Here is a 19,872-nt window from a genome sequence, read left to right as displayed (position 1 = left end):
GCTGGGCATGACTTCTTGATGACCCTGGGTCAGGCCCATCAGCTGCTGCTGCCGCTCGTGCCGCAGGCGCGCCTGTTCGGCTCGCCCGAGCTGAGCATTCAGCGCGTCCACAGCGACAGCCGCAGCCTGGCTGCCGGCGATTTGTTCGTGGCCCTGCGTGGCGAGCGTTTCGATGCGAATGACTTCCTTCCCCAGGCGGCTGCAGCCGGTGCTGTCGCGGCCCTGGCTGAGCGTGGCCTGGCCGCTGCTGGCTTGCCCGGCATCGAGGTGCCGGATGCCAAGGCCGCTTTGGGCTTGCTGGCCCAAGCCTGGCGCGCCCGCCAGGAACTGCCGCTGATTGCAGTCACCGGCAGCAATGGCAAGACCACGGTGACGCAGATGCTGGCCAGCATCTTGCGCGCTTGGCATGGCGCTTCGGCGCTGGCGACCGTGGGCAATTACAACAACGATATCGGCGTGCCCCTGACTCTGCTGCGCTTGCGCCAGGATGAGTCGGTGTTCCACAAGGCCGCCGTGGTCGAGCTGGGCATGAACCACCCCGGCGAAATCGCTCCGCTGGCCGCCATGGCCCGACCCACCGTGGCCTTGGTCAATAACGCCCAGCGTGAGCATCAGGAATTCATGCAAACGGTGGAGGCCGCCGCCCGCGAGAACGGCGAGGCCATCAACGCGCTGGGCGCCAGCGGCGTGGCCGTGTTTCCGGCCGACGATGCCTGCGCGCCGATCTGGGCCGAGTTGGCTGGCAGCCGCCCGCACTTGAGTTTCGCCCTGCAAGGCGAGGCCGATGTCACCGGCCGTGCCACGTGGATGGACGCCGGCTTGAGCGGCGGGCATTGGGCGCTGGAATTGCACACGCCGGCAGGTATCGCCCCGGTGGCCCTGGGCCTGGCTGGTCAGCACAATGTGCGCAACGCTTTGGCGGCCACGGCCTGCGCCTTGGCCGCCGGTGCGCCACTGGCGGTGATCGTGCGCGGCCTGGAGGACTTCCGTGCCGTCAAGGGCCGCTCGCAACTCAGCCAGCTGCGCTGGCAGGGCGGGGCTGTCAATTTGATCGACGACAGCTATAACGCCAACCCCGATAGCGTGCGCGCCGCGATTGATGTGCTGGCCGATCTGCCTGGCGTCTCCTGGCTGATGCTGGGCGATATGGGCGAGGTGGGCGATCAAGGCCCGGCCTTCCACGCCGAGGTGGGTGCTTATGCCGCTCAGCGCGGCTTGCAGCATTTGTGGACGGCGGGCGCGGCCGCGGCCGATGCCGCCAAGGCTTTTGGCCCGAGCGCGCGCGCCTTCGCCACCGTGCCTGAACTGCAAGCGGAGCTGAGCCAAGGCCCAGTGGTGCAGAACATTTTGGTCAAGGGCTCGCGCTTCATGCGCATGGAGCAGCTGGTGCTGGCTTTGCAGCAAATTTCAAAACAAGAACAAGAAGAAGGAGGCAGCGATGCTGCATAGCCTGGCCCAATGGCTGCTGAGTCAATATCCCGACCTGGGATTTCTGCGCGTCTTTTCCTACATCACCTTCCGTGCTGTGATGGCGGCCATGACGGCCTTGCTGATCGGCCTGGCTTTTGGCCCCTGGGTGATTCGCCGCCTGACCGAGATGAAGATCGGCCAGCCCATCCGCGAGTACGGCATTCAGCAGCATCTGGCCAAGAACGGCACACCCACCATGGGCGGTGTGCTGATTCTGATCGGCATTGCCGTGTCGACCCTGCTGTGGTTTGACTGGAGCAACCGCTTCGTCTGGGTGGTGATGGTGGTGACGCTGGGCTTTGGCGCGGTCGGCTGGGTGGACGACTGGCGCAAGGTGGTCGACAAAAACCCCGAAGGCATGCGCAGCCGCGAAAAGTTCTTCTGGCAGTCGCTGATCGGCCTGATTGCGGCGCTGTACCTGGCTTTCAGCGTGTCGGAGACCTCCTTCCTGGGCGTCGTTCAGCTCTTCTTCCGCTGGATCAGCAGTGGCTTTTCCACCGACCTGCCGCCGCGTGCCGACTTGATCGTGCCTTTCTTCAAAACCGTCAGCTATCCGCTGGGCGTGTTCGGCTTCATCGGCCTGAGCTACTTCGTCATCGTCGGCACCAGCAATGCGGTGAACTTCACCGACGGTCTGGACGGCCTGGCCATCATGCCGGTGGTGATGGTGGGCTCCGTCTTGGGCCTGTTCGCCTACCTGACCGGCTCTTCGGTGTTCTCCAAATATCTCTTGCTGCCCTATATTCCCGGCGCCGGTGAGTTGCTGATCTTCTGCGCCGCAATGGCGGGAGCAGGTCTTGCCTTTCTGTGGTTCAACGCCCATCCGGCCCAGGTCTTCATGGGCGATGTGGGCGCGCTGTCGCTGGGCGGCGCGCTGGGCACCATGGCGGTCATCACCCGTCAGGAAATTCTGCTGGGCATCATGGGCGGCATCTTCGTCGCTGAAGTCTTGTCGGTGATGCTGCAGGTGACGTGGTTCAAGTACACCAAAAAGAAATACGGCACCGGTCGGCGCATCTTCAAGATGGCGCCGCTGCACCACCATTTCGAAAAGTCGGGCTGGAAGGAAACGCAGGTCGTGGTGCGTTTCTGGATCATCACCATGCTCTTGTGCCTGATTGGCTTGGCCAGTCTGAAGCTGCGGTAATCCGTGATGAACAAGAAGCTGCAAGCTCAAACGGTATTGGTGCTCGGTCTGGGAGACTCGGGCCTGGCCATGGCTGTTTGGGTGGCGCGTTTGGGTGCGAGCGTGCGGGTCTGGGACTCGCGCGCCGCGCCCCCTCAGTTGGCGGCCATGCAGGCGGTCCTGCCCGAAGCGCGCTTCTTCAGCGGTGAGTTGGCTGTGACCGAGCTGCAAGGCGTGGGCCTGGTGCTGAAGAGCCCCGGCCTGTCGCCGCGCGACCCGCGCATCGCGCCCTTGCTGAACCTGGCCCGCCAGACCGGCGTGCCGGTGCAGGGCGAGCTGGATTTGTTCGTGCAGGCCCTGGCCGATTTGAAAGCGCAGCGCCAGTACGCGCCGGCGCTGCTGGCCATCACCGGCACCAATGGCAAGACCACCACCACTTGCATGACCGCCTTGCTGGCCGAGCGCGCCGGCAAACGCGTGGCCGTGGCCGGCAATATTGGGCCCAGCATGTTGACCACGCTGAGCGTGGCGCTGGATCAAGAGCCGCTGCCTGAGCCAGTGCCGGCGGAGGCGCCTGAGGCAGAAGTTGCCGCAGAAGGCGAACTCGCTGCCGAGGCGGAAGCTGTGCCTGAGCTCACCGAGCAGGCTGGCGACGCAGTGGAAGTGACTGACGCCGCTCTGGCCAGCACTGATGAAGCTACGACTTCCTTGCCCGTGGTGGAAGCCTTGGCCGCTGAGGGGGTTGCCGAGTCCATCCCGAGCGAAGCGTCAGAAGCGCCCGCAGCGGAAGCAGTGGCTGCCGCACCCGCAGCCACCACCATGGAAATGGTTGACGCCCTGCTGGACGAAGCTCCGCTGCCGATCAAGCCGCCGCCGCCCAAGGGGCCGGTGTTCGAATTCCTGCCGGAGGTTTGGGTGCTGGAGCTGTCCAGCTTCCAACTCGACGGTGTCAAAGGCTTCGAGCCCACCGCCGCCACCGTGCTCAATATCAGCCAAGATCACCTCGACTGGCATGGCGATATGGCCGACTATGTGCGCGCCAAGGCCCAGATCTTCGGCGAGCAAGGCCTGATGGTGATCAACCGCGACGACCCGTTGGTGGAGGCCATGGTGCCCGCCGGCATCGTCGTCAAACAAGGCCGTGGCCGTGCAGCCAAGACCGTGTCACGCCGCGTGGCGCGCTTTGGCCTGAATGCCCCGCAGCGTCCCGGCGACTTCGGTCTGGTGGACGAAGGCGGCATGGCCTGGTTGGTTCGCGCCCGCGAGTTGGACGAAACCATCAAGCGCAAGAAGGGTGATGAGGAAGAAGAAATCACCCTGCAACGCCTGATGCCAGCAGACGCCTTGCGCGTGCGTGGCCGCCATAACGCCGCCAATGCTTTGGCCGCCCTGGCCCTGGCCACGGCCGCGGGTTGCGCACTGGCCCCTATGCTGCATGGTTTGCGCGAATACCGTGGTGAGCCGCACCGGGTGGAGCATGTGGCCAGCATCGATGGCATTGACTTCTACGACGATTCCAAAGGCACCAATGTCGGCGCCACCGTGGCGGCCATCACCGGCCTGGGCGCGGATCGCGCGCCGGCCAAGCTGGTGCTGATTCTGGGTGGCGACGGCAAGGGCCAAGACTTCAGCCCGCTGGCCGCTGGCGTGACGCGTTACGCGCGCGCCATCGCCTTGATCGGCCGTGACGGCGCGCAGATCGCCGCAGCCCTGCAGGACAGTGGCGTGCCCATGCAAGCGCACGAGACGCTGGAAGCCGCCACTGCCTGGTGCTTGGCGCAAGCCACGGCCGGTGACAGCGTTTTGCTCAGCCCCGCTTGCGCCAGCCTGGACATGTTCCGCAACTACGGCCACCGTGCCGAAGTGTTTGTGGCCGCCGTGCACGAGTTGGCGGCCGAGCGAGGTCTGTCGGCATGAGCCAAGCCCAAGCCCTGCTGCAGAACCTGGGTGAGCGCCTGCGTGGCGTGTTCGCCAAGGGGGAGGGCGCCGGGACCGAAAAGGTGCCGGTGCGCGACTGGGTGTCCAGCTCTGCCGGCCAGCCCACGCGTGTGCAGGGCTTGGACCTAACGCTGATCTGGGTGGTGCTGGCCTTGATGGGCCTGGGCTTGCTGATGGTTTATTCGGCCTCCATCGCGATGCCGGACAACCCCCGCTTTGCCAACTATCAGTCCACGCATTTCCTAGTGCGCCACATCATCGGCCTGATTTTTGGCTTGGTGGCCGCGCTTTTGGTGGTGCAGATTCCAGTGGCCAACTGGGAGCGCTGGGCACCTTGGTTGTTTGTGATCTCGCTGGTGCTGCTGGTCATGGTCTTGATCCCGCATGTGGGCAAGGTCGTCTACGGCGCGCGGCGCTGGCTGCCGCTGGGGGTGATGAACTTCCAGCCTTCGGAGCTGTCCAAGTTCGCCATCGCCATGTACGCGGCCAGCTACATGATGCGCAAGATGGACGTGAAGGAGAACTTCTTCCGCGCCGTCTGGCCCATGGCCGTGGCCTTGGCGGTGATCGCAGTTCTGCTCTTGGCGCAGCCCGATATGGGCGCCTTCATCGTGATCGCGGCCATTGCGATGGGCATTCTGTTTCTGGGCGGCGTGAACGGCCGCATGTTCTTCCTGATCGTGGTGGTGCTCCTGGGCGCCTTCGCGCTGATGATCACTTTGAGTGACTTCCGCCGCGAGCGCATCTTTGCCTATCTGAACCCCTGGGATGAAAAGTACGCCCAGGGCAAGGCCTATCAGCTGACGCATTCCTTGATCGCCCTGGGCCGCGGCGAATGGTTCGGCCAGGGCCTGGGTTCCAGTGTTGAAAAGCTGCACTACTTACCCGAGGCGCATACCGACTTTTTGCTGGCGGTGATTGGCGAGGAGTTGGGCTTTGTGGGCGTGGCCATCGTCATCATTGCCTTCTTCTGGCTCTCGCGCCGGCTCTTCCACATCGGCCGCCAAGCCATCGCGCTGGACCGCGTTTTCGCCGGGCTGTATGCCCAAGGCATCGGCATCTGGATGGGCGGCCAAGCCTTCATCAATATGGGCGTGAACCTGGGCGCACTGCCCACCAAGGGGCTGACCTTGCCTTTGATGAGTTTCGGAGGCTCGGCGATTTTGATGAACTGTGTAGCCCTGGCCGTGGTGTTGAGAATTGATATTGAGAACAGACAGCTCATGCGCGGAGGCCGCGCATGAGTTCAAAGCACTTGGTCATCATGGCCGCCGGCACCGGCGGCCACATCATTCCCGGTCTGGCTGTGGCTGAGGAAATGAAGCGCCGCGGCTGGAGCGTCAGCTGGATGGGCACCGAGCAAGGCATGGAGAACAAGCTGGTGCCGCCCACCGGCATCCCGCTTGACCGCTTGGCCTTTGCCGGCCTGCGCGGCAAGGGCTTGATGCACACCGTTAAGGGCGTGTTCAAGCTGGTGCAGGCTTTTGTGCAAAGCCGCCAAGTTTTTGTGACGCGCAGCGCCGATGCGGTGCTGGGCATGGGCGGCTATGTTTGCTTCCCTGGCGGCTTGATGGCTTGGTTGACGGGCAAGCCGCTGCTGCTGGTGAATGCCGATGCGGCCATGTTGCTGAGCAATGCCAGCCTCAAGCCTTTCGCCCGCCGCATTGCTTTTGGCTTTGATGGCGCAGCCGCGGCCAGCACGCCCAAGGCTGTCGTCACCGGCAACCCGGTGCGGGCCGAGATTGAAGCGCTCGATTCACCTGATCAGCGCTTCGCCGGCCGCCAAGGTCGCTTGAAGATTTTGGTGGTGGGCGGCTCGCTGGGCGCGCGTGCCATCAACGAAGCTGTGCCTAAGGCCTTGGCCTTGTGGCCCGAGGCCGAGCGGCCGCTGGTTGTGCATCAAACGGGCCAAGCCAATCTGGCCGCGGTGCAGCAGGCTTATCGCGCCGCAGGCCTGGAAACTGGCTTTGAGCTGCTGCCCTTCATCGACAATATGGCCGCGCAATTGGCGGCGGCGGACTTGATCATCTGCCGCGCCGGCGCGGTGACGGTCAGCGAGCTGTGCGCTGCCGGCCTGCCCAGCGTCTTGGTGCCCCTGGTGGTCAGCACCACCTCGCATCAGCGAGACAACGCCCAATTCATGGCCCAACACGCGGCGGCCATCCATATGCCGCAAGAAGACATGAATCCGCAAAGTTTGTTTGAAATTCTGAAGAGCCAGGACCGCGCGTCCTTGCTGCAAATGGCCCAGCGCGCGCGTCAGCTGGCGCGCCCGCGTGCGGCCAGCCGCGTGGCCGATGAGATCGAAGCCTTGGTGAGCAAGACATGAAGCACGCCATTCAGCACATCCATTTTGTTGGCGTCGGCGGCGCCGGCATGAGCGGCATCGCCGAGATCCTGCACAACCTGGGCTACACCGTCTCGGGCTCCGACCAAAGCGATAGCGCCACCGCGCAGCGCCTGGCCAGCTTGGGCCTGCAAATCCATATCGGCCATGCAGCCGCGCACATCGCGGGTGCGCAAGTGTTGGTCACCTCAACGGCGGTCAAGTCCGACAACCCCGAAGTCATCGCCGCCCGCGCCCAGCAGATTCCGGTGGTGCAGCGCGCCGTCATGCTGGCCGAGTTGATGCGCCTGAAAAAAGGCATTGCGATTGCCGGCACGCATGGCAAGACCACCACGACCTCGCTGGTCACGGCGGTGCTGGGCGAAGCCGGCGTGGACCCGACCTTTGTGATTGGCGGCAAGCTGATGAGCGCGGGTGCCAATTCGCGCCTGGGTTCGGGCGAGTACATCGTCGTTGAGGCGGATGAGTCCGACGCGTCTTTCCTGAACCTATTGCCCATGCTGGCCGTCGTCACCAATATCGACGCCGACCATATGGAAACCTATGGCCATGACTTCGCCAAGCTGAAGGCGGCGTTTGTGGAGTTTCTGCACCGCATGCCTTTCTACGGCGCGGCGATTCTGTGTGGCGACGATGCGGGTGTGCGCTCCATCATGCCGCTGCTCTCGCGCCCGGTGATCAGCTACGGTTTTGCTGAAGGCAACCAGGTTCGCGCGGTGGATGTGCAGGCGCTGGCCGGCGGCCAGATGCGCTTCACAGTGCAGCGCCAGTTCAGCCGGGGTCAGGCCTTGCCTGCTTTGGAAGTGACACTGAATCTGGCCGGCATGCACAACGTCTTGAACGCGTTGGCCGCCATCGCGGTGGCGACCGAGCTGGAGTTGGCGGACGAGCCCATCGTGGCCGCGCTGGCCAAGTTCGGCGGCGTGGGCCGGCGCTTCCAGCGCTACGGTGATTTGCCCGCCGCGCAGGGCGACGGCCAGTTCACCCTGATCGATGACTACGGCCACCACCCGGTGGAAATGGCGGCGGTGATTGCCGCTGCGCGCGGCGCCTTCCCCGGCCGCCGCTTGGTTTTGGCCTTCCAGCCGCACCGCTACACCCGCACGCGTGATTGCTTTGAGGACTTCGTCAAGGTCATGTCGCTGGCGGATGCGGTGCTGTTGACCGAGGTCTATTCGGCCGGTGAGTCACCCATCGTGGCTGCCGACGGCCGCGCCTTGGTGCGCGCCCTGCGCGTGGCCGGCAAGCTGGAGCCGGTGTTTGTAGATGAGGTGGCGGAGATGCCTCAGGCCATCGCACAGGCTTCGCGCGCTGGCGATGTGGTGATCGTGATGGGGGCGGGCTCGATTGGCGCCGTGCCTGCCGCCACGGTGGAATTGTTGTTGACTAAGAAAGCAGGGGGCCTGCTGGCATGAAGCTCGATTTGAATATTGACCCCCAATCGCTGGGCAAAGTGGCGGTGCTGATGGGTGGAACCTCGGCCGAACGCGAGGTGTCGCTGACCATGTCCGGCCCCGGCGTGCTGGCTGCTTTGCGCGGCGCCGGTGTGGACGCCCATCCCTTCGACCCGGCCGAGCGCGAGCTGAGCGAGCTCAAGCATGAAGGCTTTGAGCGCTGCTTCATCGCCCTGCATGGCCGCGGCGGTGAAGACGGCAGCGTGCAAGGCGCGCTGGAATTGCTGGGCATTCCCTATACCGGTTCGGGCGTGATGGCCTCGGCCATGGCCATGGACAAGATCACCACCAAGCGCCTGTGGCTGGCCGACGGCCTGAACACGCCGCGCTACCTCAAGCTCAAGCGCAGCGAGATTTCGCGCGAGCGCTGCATGACGATTCCCGATGAGCTGGGTCTGCCGGTGTTTGTGAAGCCGCCGCATGAAGGCTCCAGCATTGGCGCGAGCAAGGTCGAGGGCTATTCGCAAATGCTCGACGCCGTCAATCTGGCCGCCCGCTACGACGATGAGATCCTCTGCGAAGAATTCATCGACGGCCCCGAGCTGACCTGCCCGGTGCTGGGCGAGGGCGAGGCGGCATTTGCCCTGCCCACCGTGCGCATCGAAGCCGACCACGGTGACTACAACTACCAGAACAAATACTTCACCGACACCACCCGCTATGTGGTTGGCTCGCTGAGCCCGACGCAAGAGCAGGAGATTCAAGCCCTGGTGCTGGCGGCGTATCGCTCGCTGGGCTGCCGGGGCTGGGGCCGGGCCGATTTGATGTTGCGCAAGAGCGATGGCAAACCTTTCCTGCTGGAAATGAACACCTCGCCGGGCATGACCTCGCATTCCCTGGTGCCGGTGTCGGCCAAAGCGGCCGGCATTTCCTATCCCCAGCTGTGCCTGTGGCTCTTGTCACAAGCGCGCCTGGATCATGTCAACGCCGCCAAGGCCTGAGCGAACTCAAAGCTAAACCATGCGCGCCGACAAGCTGCCCGCCCAACTGCCGCCAGACATTCGTCTGATGCAAGCAGTCACGGCCCTGCTTTTGGCGGCCTTGGTGGTGGCTGCCGCCTGGCTGAGCTTGCGCTGGGTGACGCGGCTGCCGGTGTTTGCAATTCGCGCCATCCAGGTTGAGGGCGATGTGCTGCGCAATAGCGCGGCCACTTTGCGTGCCAATGCCTTGCCCCAACTCTCGGGCAGCTTTCTGAGCATGAGCTTGCCGCAAGGCCGCGAAGCTTTCGAGGCCGTGCCCTGGGTTCGCACCGCCGTGGTGCAGCGTGTCTGGCCGAATCGCCTGCGCGTCAAGCTGGAAGAACACAAGCCGGCCGCCTACTGGGAGGCCGAAGGCGCGGTGGCGCATGGCGACGCCAATGTGGATCGCAGCCTGGTGAACAGCTATGGCGAAGTCTTCCAAGCCAATTTGGGCGATGTGGAAGACGAAGAACTGCCGGTTCTGGCTGGCCCCAAGGGCAGCGCGCCCGCGATGCTGCAAATGTGGCAACAGCTGCGCAGCCGCGCCGCTTTGCTGGATGAGTGGCCCGAACGCCTGGATTTGTCGGGTCGCGGTTCGTGGCGCTTAACGATGGAAAAAGGTGCGGTGCTGGAACTCGGGCGCGGAACAGAAGCCGAGGTCTTGGCGCGTTTTGACCAATATGTGCACGCCATCACCCAAATTACCTCGCGCTACCAAGCGCCGGTTTTGTCCGCAGATTTACGTCATGCCGATGGTTTTGCCGTGCGTCTGCGCGGCGTTGCCACCACGCTGACGCCGCCCAAAGGCGGCAAAAAGCCCCGTTGACCTCACCGTGCTGCTCAAGAAGTAACTCTAAGGAAAAGAAATAATGGCCAAGGAATACAAGGATTTGGTCGTCGGCCTGGATATCGGCACCGCCAAAATCATGGCGGTGGTGGCCGAGGTGCTGGGTAATGGCGAATTGCGCATCGCCGGCTTGGGCGTTGCCACCTCGCATGGCTTGAAGCGCGGCGTGGTGGTGAATATCGACGCCACCGTGCAATCCATCCAGCAGGCCTTGAAAGAGGCCGAAATGATGGCCGACTGCAAAATCTCCCGCGTTTACACCGGCATTACCGGCAGCCATATTCGCGGCCAAAACTCCACCGGCATGGTGATTGTGCGAGACAAAGAGGTCACGCCGGTGGACGTGGCGCGGGTGGTTGAAACCGCCAAAGCCATCAATATTCCCAACGACCAGCGCCTGCTTTTGGTCGAGCCGCAGGAATTTGTGATCGACGGCCATGAGGTCAAAGAGCCTATCGGCATGAGCGGCGGCCGCTTGGAAGTCAAGGTTCATATTGTGACCGGCGCCCAAAGTGCGGCCGAAAACATCGTCAAATGCGTGCGCCGCTGTGGTTTGGAAGTGGATCAGCTGGTTTTGAATCCCAGCGCCTCCAGCCATGCCGCCCTCACCTCCGACGAGCGTGACCTGGGCGTGGCCATCGTGGATATTGGCGCCGGCACCACCGATGTGGCGATATTCACCGGCGGTTCCATTCGCCATACCGCCGTAATACCAATTGCTGGTGATTTGATTACCAGCGATATTGCGATGGCCTTGCGCACGCCCACCAAAGATGCCGAGGAAATCAAGGTCGAGCACGGTGTGGCCAAACAATTACTGGCGGATCCGGCCGATCAAGTTGAGGTCCCTGGTTTGGGTGACCGCGCGCCGCGCATGTTGTCCAAACAAGCGTTGGCGGGGGTGATTGAGCCGCGCGTCGAGGAAATATTTTCGCTGGTGCAGCAAGTCATTCGCGAAAGCGGCTACGAGGAATTGCTGTCCTCCGGCATCGTTCTGACCGGCGGTTCTTCGGTCATGCCCGGCATGATTGAGTTGGCCGAAGACATATTCCTCAAACCCGTGCGTCGCGGCAATCCGACCTATAGCGGCGCCTTGTTTGACATGGTTTCCAACCCGCGCTCCGCAACCGTGATGGGCTTGTTGGAAGAGGGCCGTATGTCGCGCACCCGGGGTTTGAAAGCGGCTCAACAAGCGGGTTCCATGAAGACCGCGTTTGGGCGCGCCAAGGATTGGTTCTTGGGTAATTTCTGAGTTCAAGGCCAAGAGTTTGGTCCGAGCAGCGTTTTTGAAGATTTAACTGTCGGAATTCAGCGGCAGGGCATGAAAAAAGAGGGTCATCCCGGTGGTTTTTCATGAGTAGTAACGGCACAATTGGCATAGGAGGTATTTATGGCGATCGAAATGATTGAAGAGTTTGACCAAGGCACCCAAATCAAGGTGATCGGGGTTGGTGGTGGCGGTGGCAACGCGGTCGAGCACATGATTGCTCAGGGCGTGCAAGGGGTGGAATTCATCTGCGCCAATACCGACGCTCAAGCGCTCAATCGCTCGAAGGCTGACCAGCTGCTGCAGTTGGGCACCTCCGGCCTGGGCGCTGGCGCCAAACCCGAGATGGGTCAGGCCGCTGCGGTGGAAGCCGAAGCGCGTATTCGCGACGCCATTCAAGGCGCCAATATGCTCTTCATCACCGCCGGCATGGGTGGTGGTACCGGTACCGGTGCTGCGCCTGTGATCGCTCGCGTGGCCAAGGAAATGGGCATCCTCACCGTCGGTGTGGTGACCAAACCTTTCGAATTTGAAGGCAACCGCCGCGCCAAGGCCGCCGATGCTGGCCTGGCCGAGCTGGAAGCCAATGTCGATTCGCTGATCGTGGTGTTGAACGACAAGCTGCTGGACGTGCTGGGTGACGACGTCACGCAGGACCAAGCGTTTGCGCACGCCAACGATGTGCTGAAGAACGCCGTGGGCGGTATCTCCGACATCATCCACATCCCCGGCCTGGTGAACGTCGACTTCGAAGACGTCAAGACCGTGATGAGCGAACCCGGCAAGGCCATGATGGGCACGGCGCAAGCCAGCGGCCCCGACCGCGCTGCCAAGGCCGCCGAAGCTGCCGTGGCTTGCCCGCTGCTGGAAGGTATCGATCTGTCCGGCGCGCGTGGCGTGCTGGTGCTGATCGCCGCTGCCAAGGGCAATTTCAAGCTGAGCGAGTCGCGCAACGCCATGAACGCCATCAAGCGTTACGCCTCTGAAGAAGCCCACATCATCTACGGCACGGCCTACGATGAAAGCCTGGGCGACTCGCTGCGCGTGACCGTGATCGCCACCGGCCTGTCCTCGCAACGCGCTCGCCAAGCCGCGCCGCTGCAAGTCGTGCAACAGCAAGTGCAGCTGCGCACCGGTACCGACAATATGCCGGTGCTGACGCAGGCTGTGAACATGGCCGCAAGCGCGCCTGGCCAAGGTGGCATCAGCCATTCGCCGGCCCTGGGTGGCGGCAATGATTTCGCTGGCATGAGCGTGCCCAGCGTCTGGCGCCATGGCCGTACGGCCGCCGCCAAGGTGGAAGCTCTGTCGTCCAATGGCATGGACGAGATCGAGATCCCGGCCTTCTTGCGCAAGCAAGCCGACTGAGTCTCCGCCATGCGCCCGGCTTCGTAGCCGGCCGCATCAAGCATGAACCCGGTGCTGTGAGTTGCTCACGCCGCCGGGTTTTCCTTTTGGCGCAAGGCCTGCATGAGGGGCGGCGCGACTTCGGGCTGTGGCATGCTTGCGCCCATCCGAGATGGGTGAATTGGCGTATTGGCCAATCGGCTTGCGGTAAACCTTGAATGCCTGAATCCTTCGAATTTGCCTTGATGCCACTGAGGTCGAGCTGGACGCCAGCGGCACTGCTGCGCCGTGCTGTTTGCTTATGCCTGGGCTGGCTCCTGGGGCTGGTGAGCGCGCATGCGCAGCTGGGGCCGACACCTCCGCCGGCAGGCCAGCTGGCCGGGCATCAAATGGTGCAAGCAGAGCTGGCCGTGAGTCGCTGGTCGCGTGACGACCTGAATGAATGGTGGGCGGCGCTGCGGGCCATGGATGGCAGCCCGGGCAGCCTGCCTGCGGATTTGCAACCGCCCGCCGATCCCGCCACCTGGAAGCCGGTCAAGCTGCCCGACGTGCGCAACCGCGAGGTGGCCGCCCGCTACGGCGAAGAGCGGCAGTACCAGATGCGCTGGTATCGCTTCCGCTATGAACCCGCACAAGGCCTGTGGCCGACCAGCGTGGCGCTCTACATGCCGCGGCTGCGCGGCATGGCGGCTGCGGTGCTGGTGCATACCGATGAGGGCTGGCGCCCGGTGTTTGACAACCAGTCCGGCGCGCGTGAGCAATGGGTGCGGCCGCTGTGGGTGGTGTTCCCTGCGGCACTGACCGAGCTGAACAAGGCGCAGACCCTGGAAGTGGTGCTGGCCGTGCCGGTGCTGGAGGACAGTTTCTATTCGGTGTCCACCGCGTGGATGGGCCCGCGTGAGGATCTTGAACCGCGTTTTCAGCGCCGCTGGGCCTTGCAAATCGGCGTGCCGCAGGCCACCGGTCTGACCTTGGTGGTGCTGGGCCTCTTTGCCATATCGCTGTGGATCAAGCGCCGCGATGAGCCGGCCTATCTGCTTTTTGCCCTGGCCTCGGTGGGCTGGCTTTTGCGCAATCTGCACTATCACATCGATCTGCCCCGCACCCGCTTAGGGCTGGAGTGGTTCTGGTGGGTCACCCATGCCGCGATGGCCTGGGTGATGGTGCTGACCTTTTTGTTTGTGCTGCGTTTTTGCCGGCGCTGCTATCCGCGCTTTGAGGCTGCACTGGGCGTTTTTGTGCTGCTCAGCAGTGCCGCCACCTTGCCCTTGTGGAGCCATCTGTTTGATGGCCTGGTGGCCCAGCACGCCGTCAATGCGGTGGTGGGGGCGGTCTGCACCGGCTTTGTCTGCGTCGTGGCCTTCAAGGAGCGCCGCTACGGCCTGCGCTTGATCGCTTTGAGCCTGGTGCTGAGCTTGGTTTTGGGCTTGCACGATCTGGTGGTTTTGGCTGGCTGGGCCTGGCATGAGGATCTCTATCTGATGCCTTTTGCCACCCTGATGATCGTGGCCAGCTTTTTGTTTGCGGTGCAGAACCGTTATGTCGGCGCGGTCTACGAGGTGGCGCTGCTGAACGAAAACCTGGCTCAGCGTCTGGACGCCCAAAGCCGCGAGTTGCAGTTGCAGCACGACAAATTGCGCGAGGCCGAGCGCCAGCAGGCCTTGCTGCTGGAGCGCCAGCGCCTGATGCAAGACATGCACGATGGCCTGGGCTCCTCGCTGCTATCGGCCATGGTGGCGGTGGAGCAGGGCAGCATGGAGCAAGACCGCGTGGTCGAAGTCTTGCGCGAATGCGTGGACGATTTGCGTTTGGTGATCGACTCGCTGGAGCCCATCGGCCATGACTTGGTGTCGCTGTTGGCCACCATGCGCTACCGCCTGGGCAAGCGCCTGCAAGCCGGCGGCCTGACGCTGGAATGGGATGTGCAAGACCTGCCCATGCTGGACTGGCTGGAGCCGCCCGATGCCCTGCATGTCTTGCGCTTGATGCAAGAAGCGCTGACCAATGTGCTCAAGCATGCGCGCGCCAGGCGCGTGCGCCTGGTGACCCGCCATCAAGGGGGCCAGGTGGAGATTCGTGTTGAAGATGATGGCGACGGCTTTGACCTCGCCACCGCCCAGCGCGGCCGCGGCCTGAAGAGCCAGCAGCGGCGCGCCCAGCGCTTGGGCGGCAAGCTGCGCGTCGACTCCAGCCCCGGCCAGGGCACCCGCTTGAGCCTGCGTTTGCCGGTCGTGCGCGAGGAGCCCGGCGCAGAGCCCTTGGGCCAGCAAGCCCACGGGTAATCACCGACAATCGAGCCATGCTGCAACAAAGAACGCTCAAGTCCTTGACCCGCGCCGTGGGCGTGGGCATTCACAGCGGACAAAGGGTTGAATTGACTCTGCGCCCGGCTCCGCCGGACACCGGCATTGTGTTTCGACGCGTGGATCTGAACACGCCGGTGGACATTCCGGTGCGCACCGAGACCGTCTGCGACACCCGCATGGCCACCACCGTTAGCCCCGGCGGTGACCCCGGCGGGCCCAAGGTGCAGACCATCGAACATCTGCTCTCGGCCTGTGCGGGCCTGGGGCTGGACAACCTCATCGTCGACATCAATGCCGACGAAGTGCCCATCCTCGACGGCTCGGCCGCCAGCTTTGTCTACCTCTTGCAAAGCGCCGGCATCGAGCAGCAGAAGGCAGCCAAGAAGTTTCTGCGCGTCAAGAAGACGGTGGAAGTGCGCCAGGGCGAGGGCAAGCGCCTGATGTGGGCGCGCCTGAGCCCGCATCACGGCTACACGCTCAGCTTCGAGATCGAGTTCGACAATCCGGCCGTCTCTGCCACCGGCCAGCAATATGTGTTCGATATGGGCTCGGGCCAGTACAAGCGCGAGATCGCCCGTGCCCGTACCTTCGGCATGACCAGCGATATCGAGCTGATGCGCTCACGCGGCCTGACCCTGGGCGGCTCGATGGACAACGCCATCGTGGTGGACGACTACAAGGTGCTCAATGCCGACGGCCTGCGCTACGACGATGAATTCGTCAAGCACAAGATCCTCGACGCCATCGGCGATATGCAGGTGGTGGGCTATCCGCTGCTGGCGGCCTACACCTCCTTCAAAGGTGGCCACGCGCTCAATAACAAATTGCTGCGCGCCTTGCTGGCGGATGAGTCCGCCTATGAAATTGTCAGCTTCGACAATGAAGCCGACGCACCCGCCGGCTTCGCCAAGCTGGCACCTGCCTGGTAATTACGCCTCATGATGCTCTTCCGCCTGGTTGTCGGCCTGCTGCTGTTCGCGGGCGTGGTGTCTTTCGCGCTCTACATCGGCACCGGGCAAGTTGTGTGGCGCCAGCGCGGCCTGCTGATCATCAAATGGACGGTGCTGGCCGGGCTGGGATTTTTCGCCGTGCTGATTCTGGAGCGCCTAGCCTTGATGTTGTGAGGCCGGGGCGCCTTCTGCCTAAGCCGCGCCTTCATTCAGCCTCACCACTGGCCGGCTCCTCCAGGGCCTGCAGTTGCACCAGGCGTTGGTAGATGCCGCCGGGCAGCGCCATCAATTCCTCATGCGTGCCGCGCTCAGCCAATTGGCCGTGGTTGAGCACAATGATCTGATCCGCCGCGCGGATGGTGGACAGACGGTGGGCGATGGCCAGCAGGGTGACTTGGCCGCGCAGCGCGCTCAGCGCCTCACCCACAACTTGCTCGGTGGCGCTGTCGATGTTGGAGGTGGCCTCATCCAGGAACAAGATCTTGGGTGCGCCGGCCAGGGCGCGTGCCATGGCGATCAGCTGTTTCTGGCCGGTCGATACGCGCGCGCCGCCTTCGCCCAGCAAGGTGTCGTAGCCCTGCGGCAGGGCGCTCAGAAAATCGTCGATGCGGGCGGCGCGGGCGGCGGCACGCAATTGCTCTTCGCTGATGTCGCGGCCCATGCTGATGTTCTCGCGTGCCGATGCGGCGACCAAGTAGGGCTCTTGCGGCACCAGGCCCACGGCGGCGCGAAAGGCCTCGTCCGGGATGCCGGACAGCGCCTGGCCGTCGATGCTGATGCGGCCCAGCTGCGCGGCATAAAAGCGCAAGAGCAGAGACAAGAGCGTGGACTTGCCGCTGCCGGTGTGGCCGACGATGCCGACGAAAGAGCCGGCCGGGATATGCAGATTCAGCTCATGCAACACCGGCCGCTCGGTCGTGTAGCCAAAGCTCAGCTGCTCAATATCGATCTGGCCCTTCTTGATGTCTTGGCCGGCGGTCGTGACCGGCACGGCCGCGCTCTCTTGCAGCAGGCTGCGCACCCGCGAGGCCGCCACCATGGATTGCTGCAGCTGCCCGAACTGCATGGTGATTTGAATCAGCGGCTCTACCACCCGGGCGATATAGCTCAGGAAGGCGTAGAGCAAGCCCACTTCCAGGCCCGACAGTTCGCGCCGGCCGAAGCCGTAAATCACCGTCACCAGTAGCAGCACATTGAGCAAGTCCAGCGCCGGGCGCAAGAGCCAGGCATTGGCCCGCAGCTCGTCTATGCGGGCGGACCAATGCGCGCCATTGGTCTGCTCGAAGCGTTGGCCAAAGCGCGCCGCCGCTCCTGCCGCCTGCAGCATGGCCATGCCGGCCATGCTCTCGGCCATCTGCGCATTGATCTCGCTGCGCAATTGGCGGGCGCGCGCCACGGCCGGTGCACTGAGGCGCTGGTATAGCAAGATGATGACCACCATGGCCGGTATCAACATGGCCACGATCAACATCAGCTGCCAGTCCAGCCAGGCCATTGCCACCAGCGAGCCCAGCACCACGATGCTGGAGTCCAGCATCACGTAGAGCACCTGTCGGTACAAGGTGTTGACCGCCTCACTGTCGTTGGTGACGCGGCTGACCAACTGGCCGGTGATGGCGCGGTCGAAAAATGCCATCGGCAAGGCCAGCACATGGGCGTACACCCGCTCACGCAGGCGCAGCACCGAACGCTGCGCCACACCGGCCATGCGGCTGAGCTGGGCATAGCGAATCCAGCTGGCGGCCCAGCCGCAGGCCAGCAGTGTGGCCAGCAGCAAGCCCATCGCATTCAAATCGAACTGGCGCGGCAGCAAGTGCTGATCGATGAAGCGTTTGCCCAGAATGGGGGTGAGCGCTTCCAGCCCGGCGGCCACCAACAGCCAGATCACGCCGCGCCACAGCTCGGCCTTTTCGGGCGCGGCGGATTCCAGCAGCAGGCCGACCGAGGCCCAGGGCCGCTCGTCTTTTTTGGTCACGGTTTCCGGCTCAAGCAAGGCTGGCCTCCAGTTGTTGATAGCGCCATTGCGTGGCGTACCAGCCGGCACGCGCCAGCAGCTCGGCATGGCTGCCGAGTTCGGTGATGCGTCCATCGCGCAGCACAGCAATTTGGTCGGCGTCCATCACGGCGCTAAGGCGGTGGCTGTTGATGATGACGCTGCACTCGGGCCGCGCCTCGCGCAGCTCGCGCAGATGGGTCAGGATTTGCGACTCGGTACCGGTGTCCACGGCAGACAGCGCATCGTCCAGCAAGAGGATGGGTGCGGCGGCCAGCAAGGCCCGCGCAATCGCCACCCGCTGGCGCTGGCCGCCGGAGAGGGCCACGCCGCGCTCGCCCACCTCGGTGTCGTAGCCGCGGGGCAGGCGAGTAATGTCCTCGTGCACGGCGGCTTGGCGCGCGGCCGCTTCAATCTCGGCCCGGCTGGCCGTGGGCTTGGCCAGGGCGATGTTGTCCGCGATGCTGGCCGAGAACAAAAACGGCTCTTGCGGCACCCAGGCGATGCTCTCGCGCAGGCTTTGCAAGCGCAGCTCGGGCAGGGCCAGGCTGGTTTGTGCGTCGGGGTCGGAACTGGCGCTGGAGCCACTGACCGTGATGCGCCCGCTGCTGGGTTCACGCTGGCGCAGCAGCAAGCTCAGCAAGGTCGATTTGCCCGCGCCGGTAGGCCCCACCAGGCCCAGGGTGCTGCCGGGCGGTAGGCGCAGGCTCACCTCGTGCAGGGCTTGGCGGCCGGCCTCGGGGTAGCTGAAGCTGATGGCCTCGAAGTCGATTTGCGCCTTCTTGGGCATGCTGGCCTGGCCCTCGTCGCTGAGGCTCAGCGGTGCGGCCAGCACCGGCTGCAGCCGGTCCCAGGCGGCGCGGCCGCGTTCCAGCAGCGACAACACCCAACCGGCCGCAAACATCGGCCAAATCAGCTGGCCCAAATACATGGTGAAGGAGGTCAGCTGGCCGATGCTCAGTTCTTGCTTGGCCACCAGCAAGCCGCCCAGGCCCAGGGCGATGACGGTGGCCGCACTCAGCGTCATGCCGACGGCCGGCTCGTAGGCGGCCTCCCATTTCTGCGCCTGGTAGCTGGACTCGGCAGCGCTGGCGGCCAGGGTGTGGAACTGCTGGCCGTTGTGGCGGGTCAGGCCCAGGGCGCGCAGGGTGCGCACGCTGGCCAGGCCTTCTTGCACATGTTGGTTCAGCAGCGAGAAGCGCGACAGTGAGCTTTGCCAAGCCAGATGCACATGGTCTGAAATGCGCCAAAAGGCCAGGGCCATGAAAGGGAAGGGCAGGAGTGCGGCCAAGCCGAGGCGCCAGTCCACGCCCAGGGTCATCATCAAGAGCACCAAGATCAAGGTCAGCGAGCCGTCAAAGGCCGCCAGCAAGGCTTCGCCCGCGGCCATCTCGACGGCGTCCACATCATTGGTCGCCAGGGCCATCAAGTCGCCGGTGCGCTTGGCCTGGAAAAAGCCCGGGCCTTGCAAAGTCAGGCGCGCATAGAGCTGGGTGCGCAGTTGCTGGCCCAGCCGGTAAGCGGCGGCGAACAGGGCCAGGCGCCAGCCCACCCGCAGCAAATAAATCATCGCCCCGGCGCCGACCAGCAGGCCCAGCTGCGTCAGCAAGACCTGACCCCGTAGCGTGCCCGCCACCATGCCGTCCACCACGTGGCCGACCTGACGCGGGATCCAGGTGGTCAAAACGGCAATGCTCAGCAGCATCAGGGCCGATGCCGCATAGGCACGCCAGTGGCGGCGCACAAAGCCGGCCAGCATTTGGGTCAGGGTCATCGGCGGGCGGTCCGGGTGGGGAAGGGGTGGGGTGGGTGGCAGATTCTAGGTGTCGAGCCTGAAGCGCCTGCGCATCGGCAGCGCGCCAGGCCAA

Annotated in this window: 15 protein-coding genes; 13 read left to right on the top strand and 2 right to left on the bottom strand. The window is 64.0% G+C overall.

Annotated features, from left to right (window positions below; all coding sequences use genetic code 11):
- The first annotated feature begins 18 nt into the window (after positions 1 to 18).
- From AT984_RS14200 to AT984_RS14140, 13 genes are all read left to right on the top strand, one after another.
- Positions 19 to 1,449 (top strand): UDP-N-acetylmuramoyl-tripeptide--D-alanyl-D-alanine ligase, encoded by a 1,431-nt coding sequence (locus AT984_RS14200; RefSeq protein ID WP_058722335.1) that lies wholly within the window; start codon positions 19 to 21, stop codon positions 1,447 to 1,449.
- A complete protein-coding gene (mraY, locus tag AT984_RS14195; protein WP_058720652.1) occupies positions 1,439 to 2,617 on the top strand; it encodes a phospho-N-acetylmuramoyl-pentapeptide-transferase in 1,179 nt (392 codons plus the stop codon). The genes AT984_RS14200 and mraY overlap by 11 nt, the downstream gene beginning before the upstream one ends.
- A gap of 6 nt (positions 2,618 to 2,623) precedes the next feature.
- On the top strand, positions 2,624 to 4,513 hold the full coding sequence (gene murD, locus AT984_RS14190; protein WP_058720651.1) for a UDP-N-acetylmuramoyl-L-alanine--D-glutamate ligase: 1,890 nt from the start codon (positions 2,624 to 2,626) through the stop codon (positions 4,511 to 4,513).
- On the top strand, positions 4,510 to 5,778 hold the full coding sequence (ftsW, locus tag AT984_RS14185) for a putative lipid II flippase FtsW (RefSeq protein ID WP_058720650.1): 1,269 nt from the start codon (positions 4,510 to 4,512) through the stop codon (positions 5,776 to 5,778). The genes murD and ftsW overlap by 4 nt, the downstream gene beginning before the upstream one ends.
- Entirely contained in the window at positions 5,775 to 6,863 is a 1,089-nt protein-coding gene (gene murG / locus AT984_RS14180) for an undecaprenyldiphospho-muramoylpentapeptide beta-N-acetylglucosaminyltransferase (RefSeq protein WP_058720649.1), read from the top strand. The genes ftsW and murG overlap by 4 nt, the downstream gene beginning before the upstream one ends.
- On the top strand, positions 6,860 to 8,296 hold the full coding sequence (murC, locus tag AT984_RS14175) for a UDP-N-acetylmuramate--L-alanine ligase (RefSeq protein ID WP_058720648.1): 1,437 nt from the start codon (positions 6,860 to 6,862) through the stop codon (positions 8,294 to 8,296). The genes murG and murC overlap by 4 nt, the downstream gene beginning before the upstream one ends.
- On the top strand, positions 8,293 to 9,276 hold the full coding sequence (locus AT984_RS14170; RefSeq protein WP_058720647.1) for a D-alanine--D-alanine ligase: 984 nt from the start codon (positions 8,293 to 8,295) through the stop codon (positions 9,274 to 9,276). Before murC ends, AT984_RS14170 begins: the two co-directional genes overlap by 4 nt.
- Positions 9,277 to 9,295: 19 nt before the next feature.
- Positions 9,296 to 10,120 (top strand): cell division protein FtsQ/DivIB, encoded by an 825-nt coding sequence (locus AT984_RS14165; protein WP_058720646.1) that lies wholly within the window; start codon positions 9,296 to 9,298, stop codon positions 10,118 to 10,120.
- A 43-nt stretch (positions 10,121 to 10,163) separates the two neighbouring features.
- Positions 10,164 to 11,393, top strand: coding sequence for a cell division protein FtsA (gene ftsA, locus AT984_RS14160; protein ID WP_058720645.1), 1,230 nt, complete (start codon positions 10,164 to 10,166; stop codon positions 11,391 to 11,393).
- 138 nt (positions 11,394 to 11,531) lie between these two features.
- Positions 11,532 to 12,776: a cell division protein FtsZ gene (ftsZ, locus tag AT984_RS14155; RefSeq protein ID WP_058720644.1), complete on the top strand. Its 1,245-nt coding sequence runs from the start codon at positions 11,532 to 11,534 to the stop codon at positions 12,774 to 12,776.
- 224 nt (positions 12,777 to 13,000) lie between these two features.
- The gene (locus AT984_RS14150) at positions 13,001 to 15,037 is read left to right on the top strand and encodes a sensor histidine kinase (protein ID WP_197418104.1); all 2,037 of its coding nucleotides are present in this window, start codon (positions 13,001 to 13,003) and stop codon (positions 15,035 to 15,037) included.
- Between the two features lie 17 nt (positions 15,038 to 15,054).
- A complete protein-coding gene (lpxC, locus tag AT984_RS14145) occupies positions 15,055 to 15,990 on the top strand; it encodes a UDP-3-O-acyl-N-acetylglucosamine deacetylase (RefSeq protein ID WP_058720642.1) in 936 nt (311 codons plus the stop codon).
- A gap of 9 nt (positions 15,991 to 15,999) precedes the next feature.
- Complete coding sequence (locus tag AT984_RS14140; RefSeq protein WP_058720641.1) at positions 16,000 to 16,185, top strand: hypothetical protein; 186 nt, start codon at positions 16,000 to 16,002, stop codon at positions 16,183 to 16,185.
- 31 nt (positions 16,186 to 16,216) lie between these two features.
- On the opposite strand, the gene AT984_RS14135 is transcribed toward AT984_RS14140, so the two are convergent.
- Both AT984_RS14135 and AT984_RS14130 read right to left on the bottom strand, forming a co-directional pair.
- Complete coding sequence (locus AT984_RS14135) at positions 16,217 to 17,986, bottom strand: ABC transporter ATP-binding protein (protein ID WP_231741428.1); 1,770 nt, start codon at positions 17,984 to 17,986, stop codon at positions 16,217 to 16,219.
- Positions 17,987 to 17,996: 10 nt separating this feature from the next.
- A complete protein-coding gene (locus tag AT984_RS14130) occupies positions 17,997 to 19,778 on the bottom strand; it encodes an ABC transporter ATP-binding protein (RefSeq protein ID WP_058720639.1) in 1,782 nt (593 codons plus the stop codon).
- Between the last annotated feature and the right edge of the window lie 94 nt (positions 19,779 to 19,872).

The organism is Paucibacter sp. KCTC 42545 (assembly GCF_001477625.1).
Taxonomy (GTDB): Bacteria; Pseudomonadota; Gammaproteobacteria; order Burkholderiales; family Burkholderiaceae_C; genus Paucibacter_A.
The sequence above is the reverse complement of the archived record's forward strand: the minus strand, read 5'-3'. Positions and strand labels throughout refer to the sequence as shown.

What these genes read in the sequence shown, in the direction of transcription:
- AT984_RS14165 (WP_058720646.1), top strand. Translation starts at nt 9,296, where the DNA reads ATGCGCGCCGACAAGCTGCCCGCCCAACTGCCGCCAGACATTCGTCTG.
- ftsW (WP_058720650.1), top strand. Translation starts at nt 4,510, where the DNA reads ATGAGCCAAGCCCAAGCCCTGCTGCAGAACCTGGGTGAGCGCCTGCGT.
- murC (WP_058720648.1), top strand. Translation starts at nt 6,860, where the DNA reads ATGAAGCACGCCATTCAGCACATCCATTTTGTTGGCGTCGGCGGCGCC.
- AT984_RS14150 (WP_197418104.1), top strand. Translation starts at nt 13,001, where the DNA reads ATGCCACTGAGGTCGAGCTGGACGCCAGCGGCACTGCTGCGCCGTGCT.
- murG (WP_058720649.1), top strand. Translation starts at nt 5,775, where the DNA reads ATGAGTTCAAAGCACTTGGTCATCATGGCCGCCGGCACCGGCGGCCAC.
- AT984_RS14140 (WP_058720641.1), top strand. Translation starts at nt 16,000, where the DNA reads ATGATGCTCTTCCGCCTGGTTGTCGGCCTGCTGCTGTTCGCGGGCGTG.
- ftsZ (WP_058720644.1), top strand. Translation starts at nt 11,532, where the DNA reads ATGGCGATCGAAATGATTGAAGAGTTTGACCAAGGCACCCAAATCAAG.
- murD (WP_058720651.1), top strand. Translation starts at nt 2,624, where the DNA reads ATGAACAAGAAGCTGCAAGCTCAAACGGTATTGGTGCTCGGTCTGGGA.
- mraY (WP_058720652.1), top strand. Translation starts at nt 1,439, where the DNA reads ATGCTGCATAGCCTGGCCCAATGGCTGCTGAGTCAATATCCCGACCTG.
- AT984_RS14200 (WP_058722335.1), top strand. Translation starts at nt 19, where the DNA reads ATGACCCTGGGTCAGGCCCATCAGCTGCTGCTGCCGCTCGTGCCGCAG.
- ftsA (WP_058720645.1), top strand. Translation starts at nt 10,164, where the DNA reads ATGGCCAAGGAATACAAGGATTTGGTCGTCGGCCTGGATATCGGCACC.
- AT984_RS14130 (WP_058720639.1), bottom strand. Translation starts at nt 19,778, where the DNA reads ATGACCCTGACCCAAATGCTGGCCGGCTTTGTGCGCCGCCACTGGCGT.
- AT984_RS14170 (WP_058720647.1), top strand. Translation starts at nt 8,293, where the DNA reads ATGAAGCTCGATTTGAATATTGACCCCCAATCGCTGGGCAAAGTGGCG.
- lpxC (WP_058720642.1), top strand. Translation starts at nt 15,055, where the DNA reads ATGCTGCAACAAAGAACGCTCAAGTCCTTGACCCGCGCCGTGGGCGTG.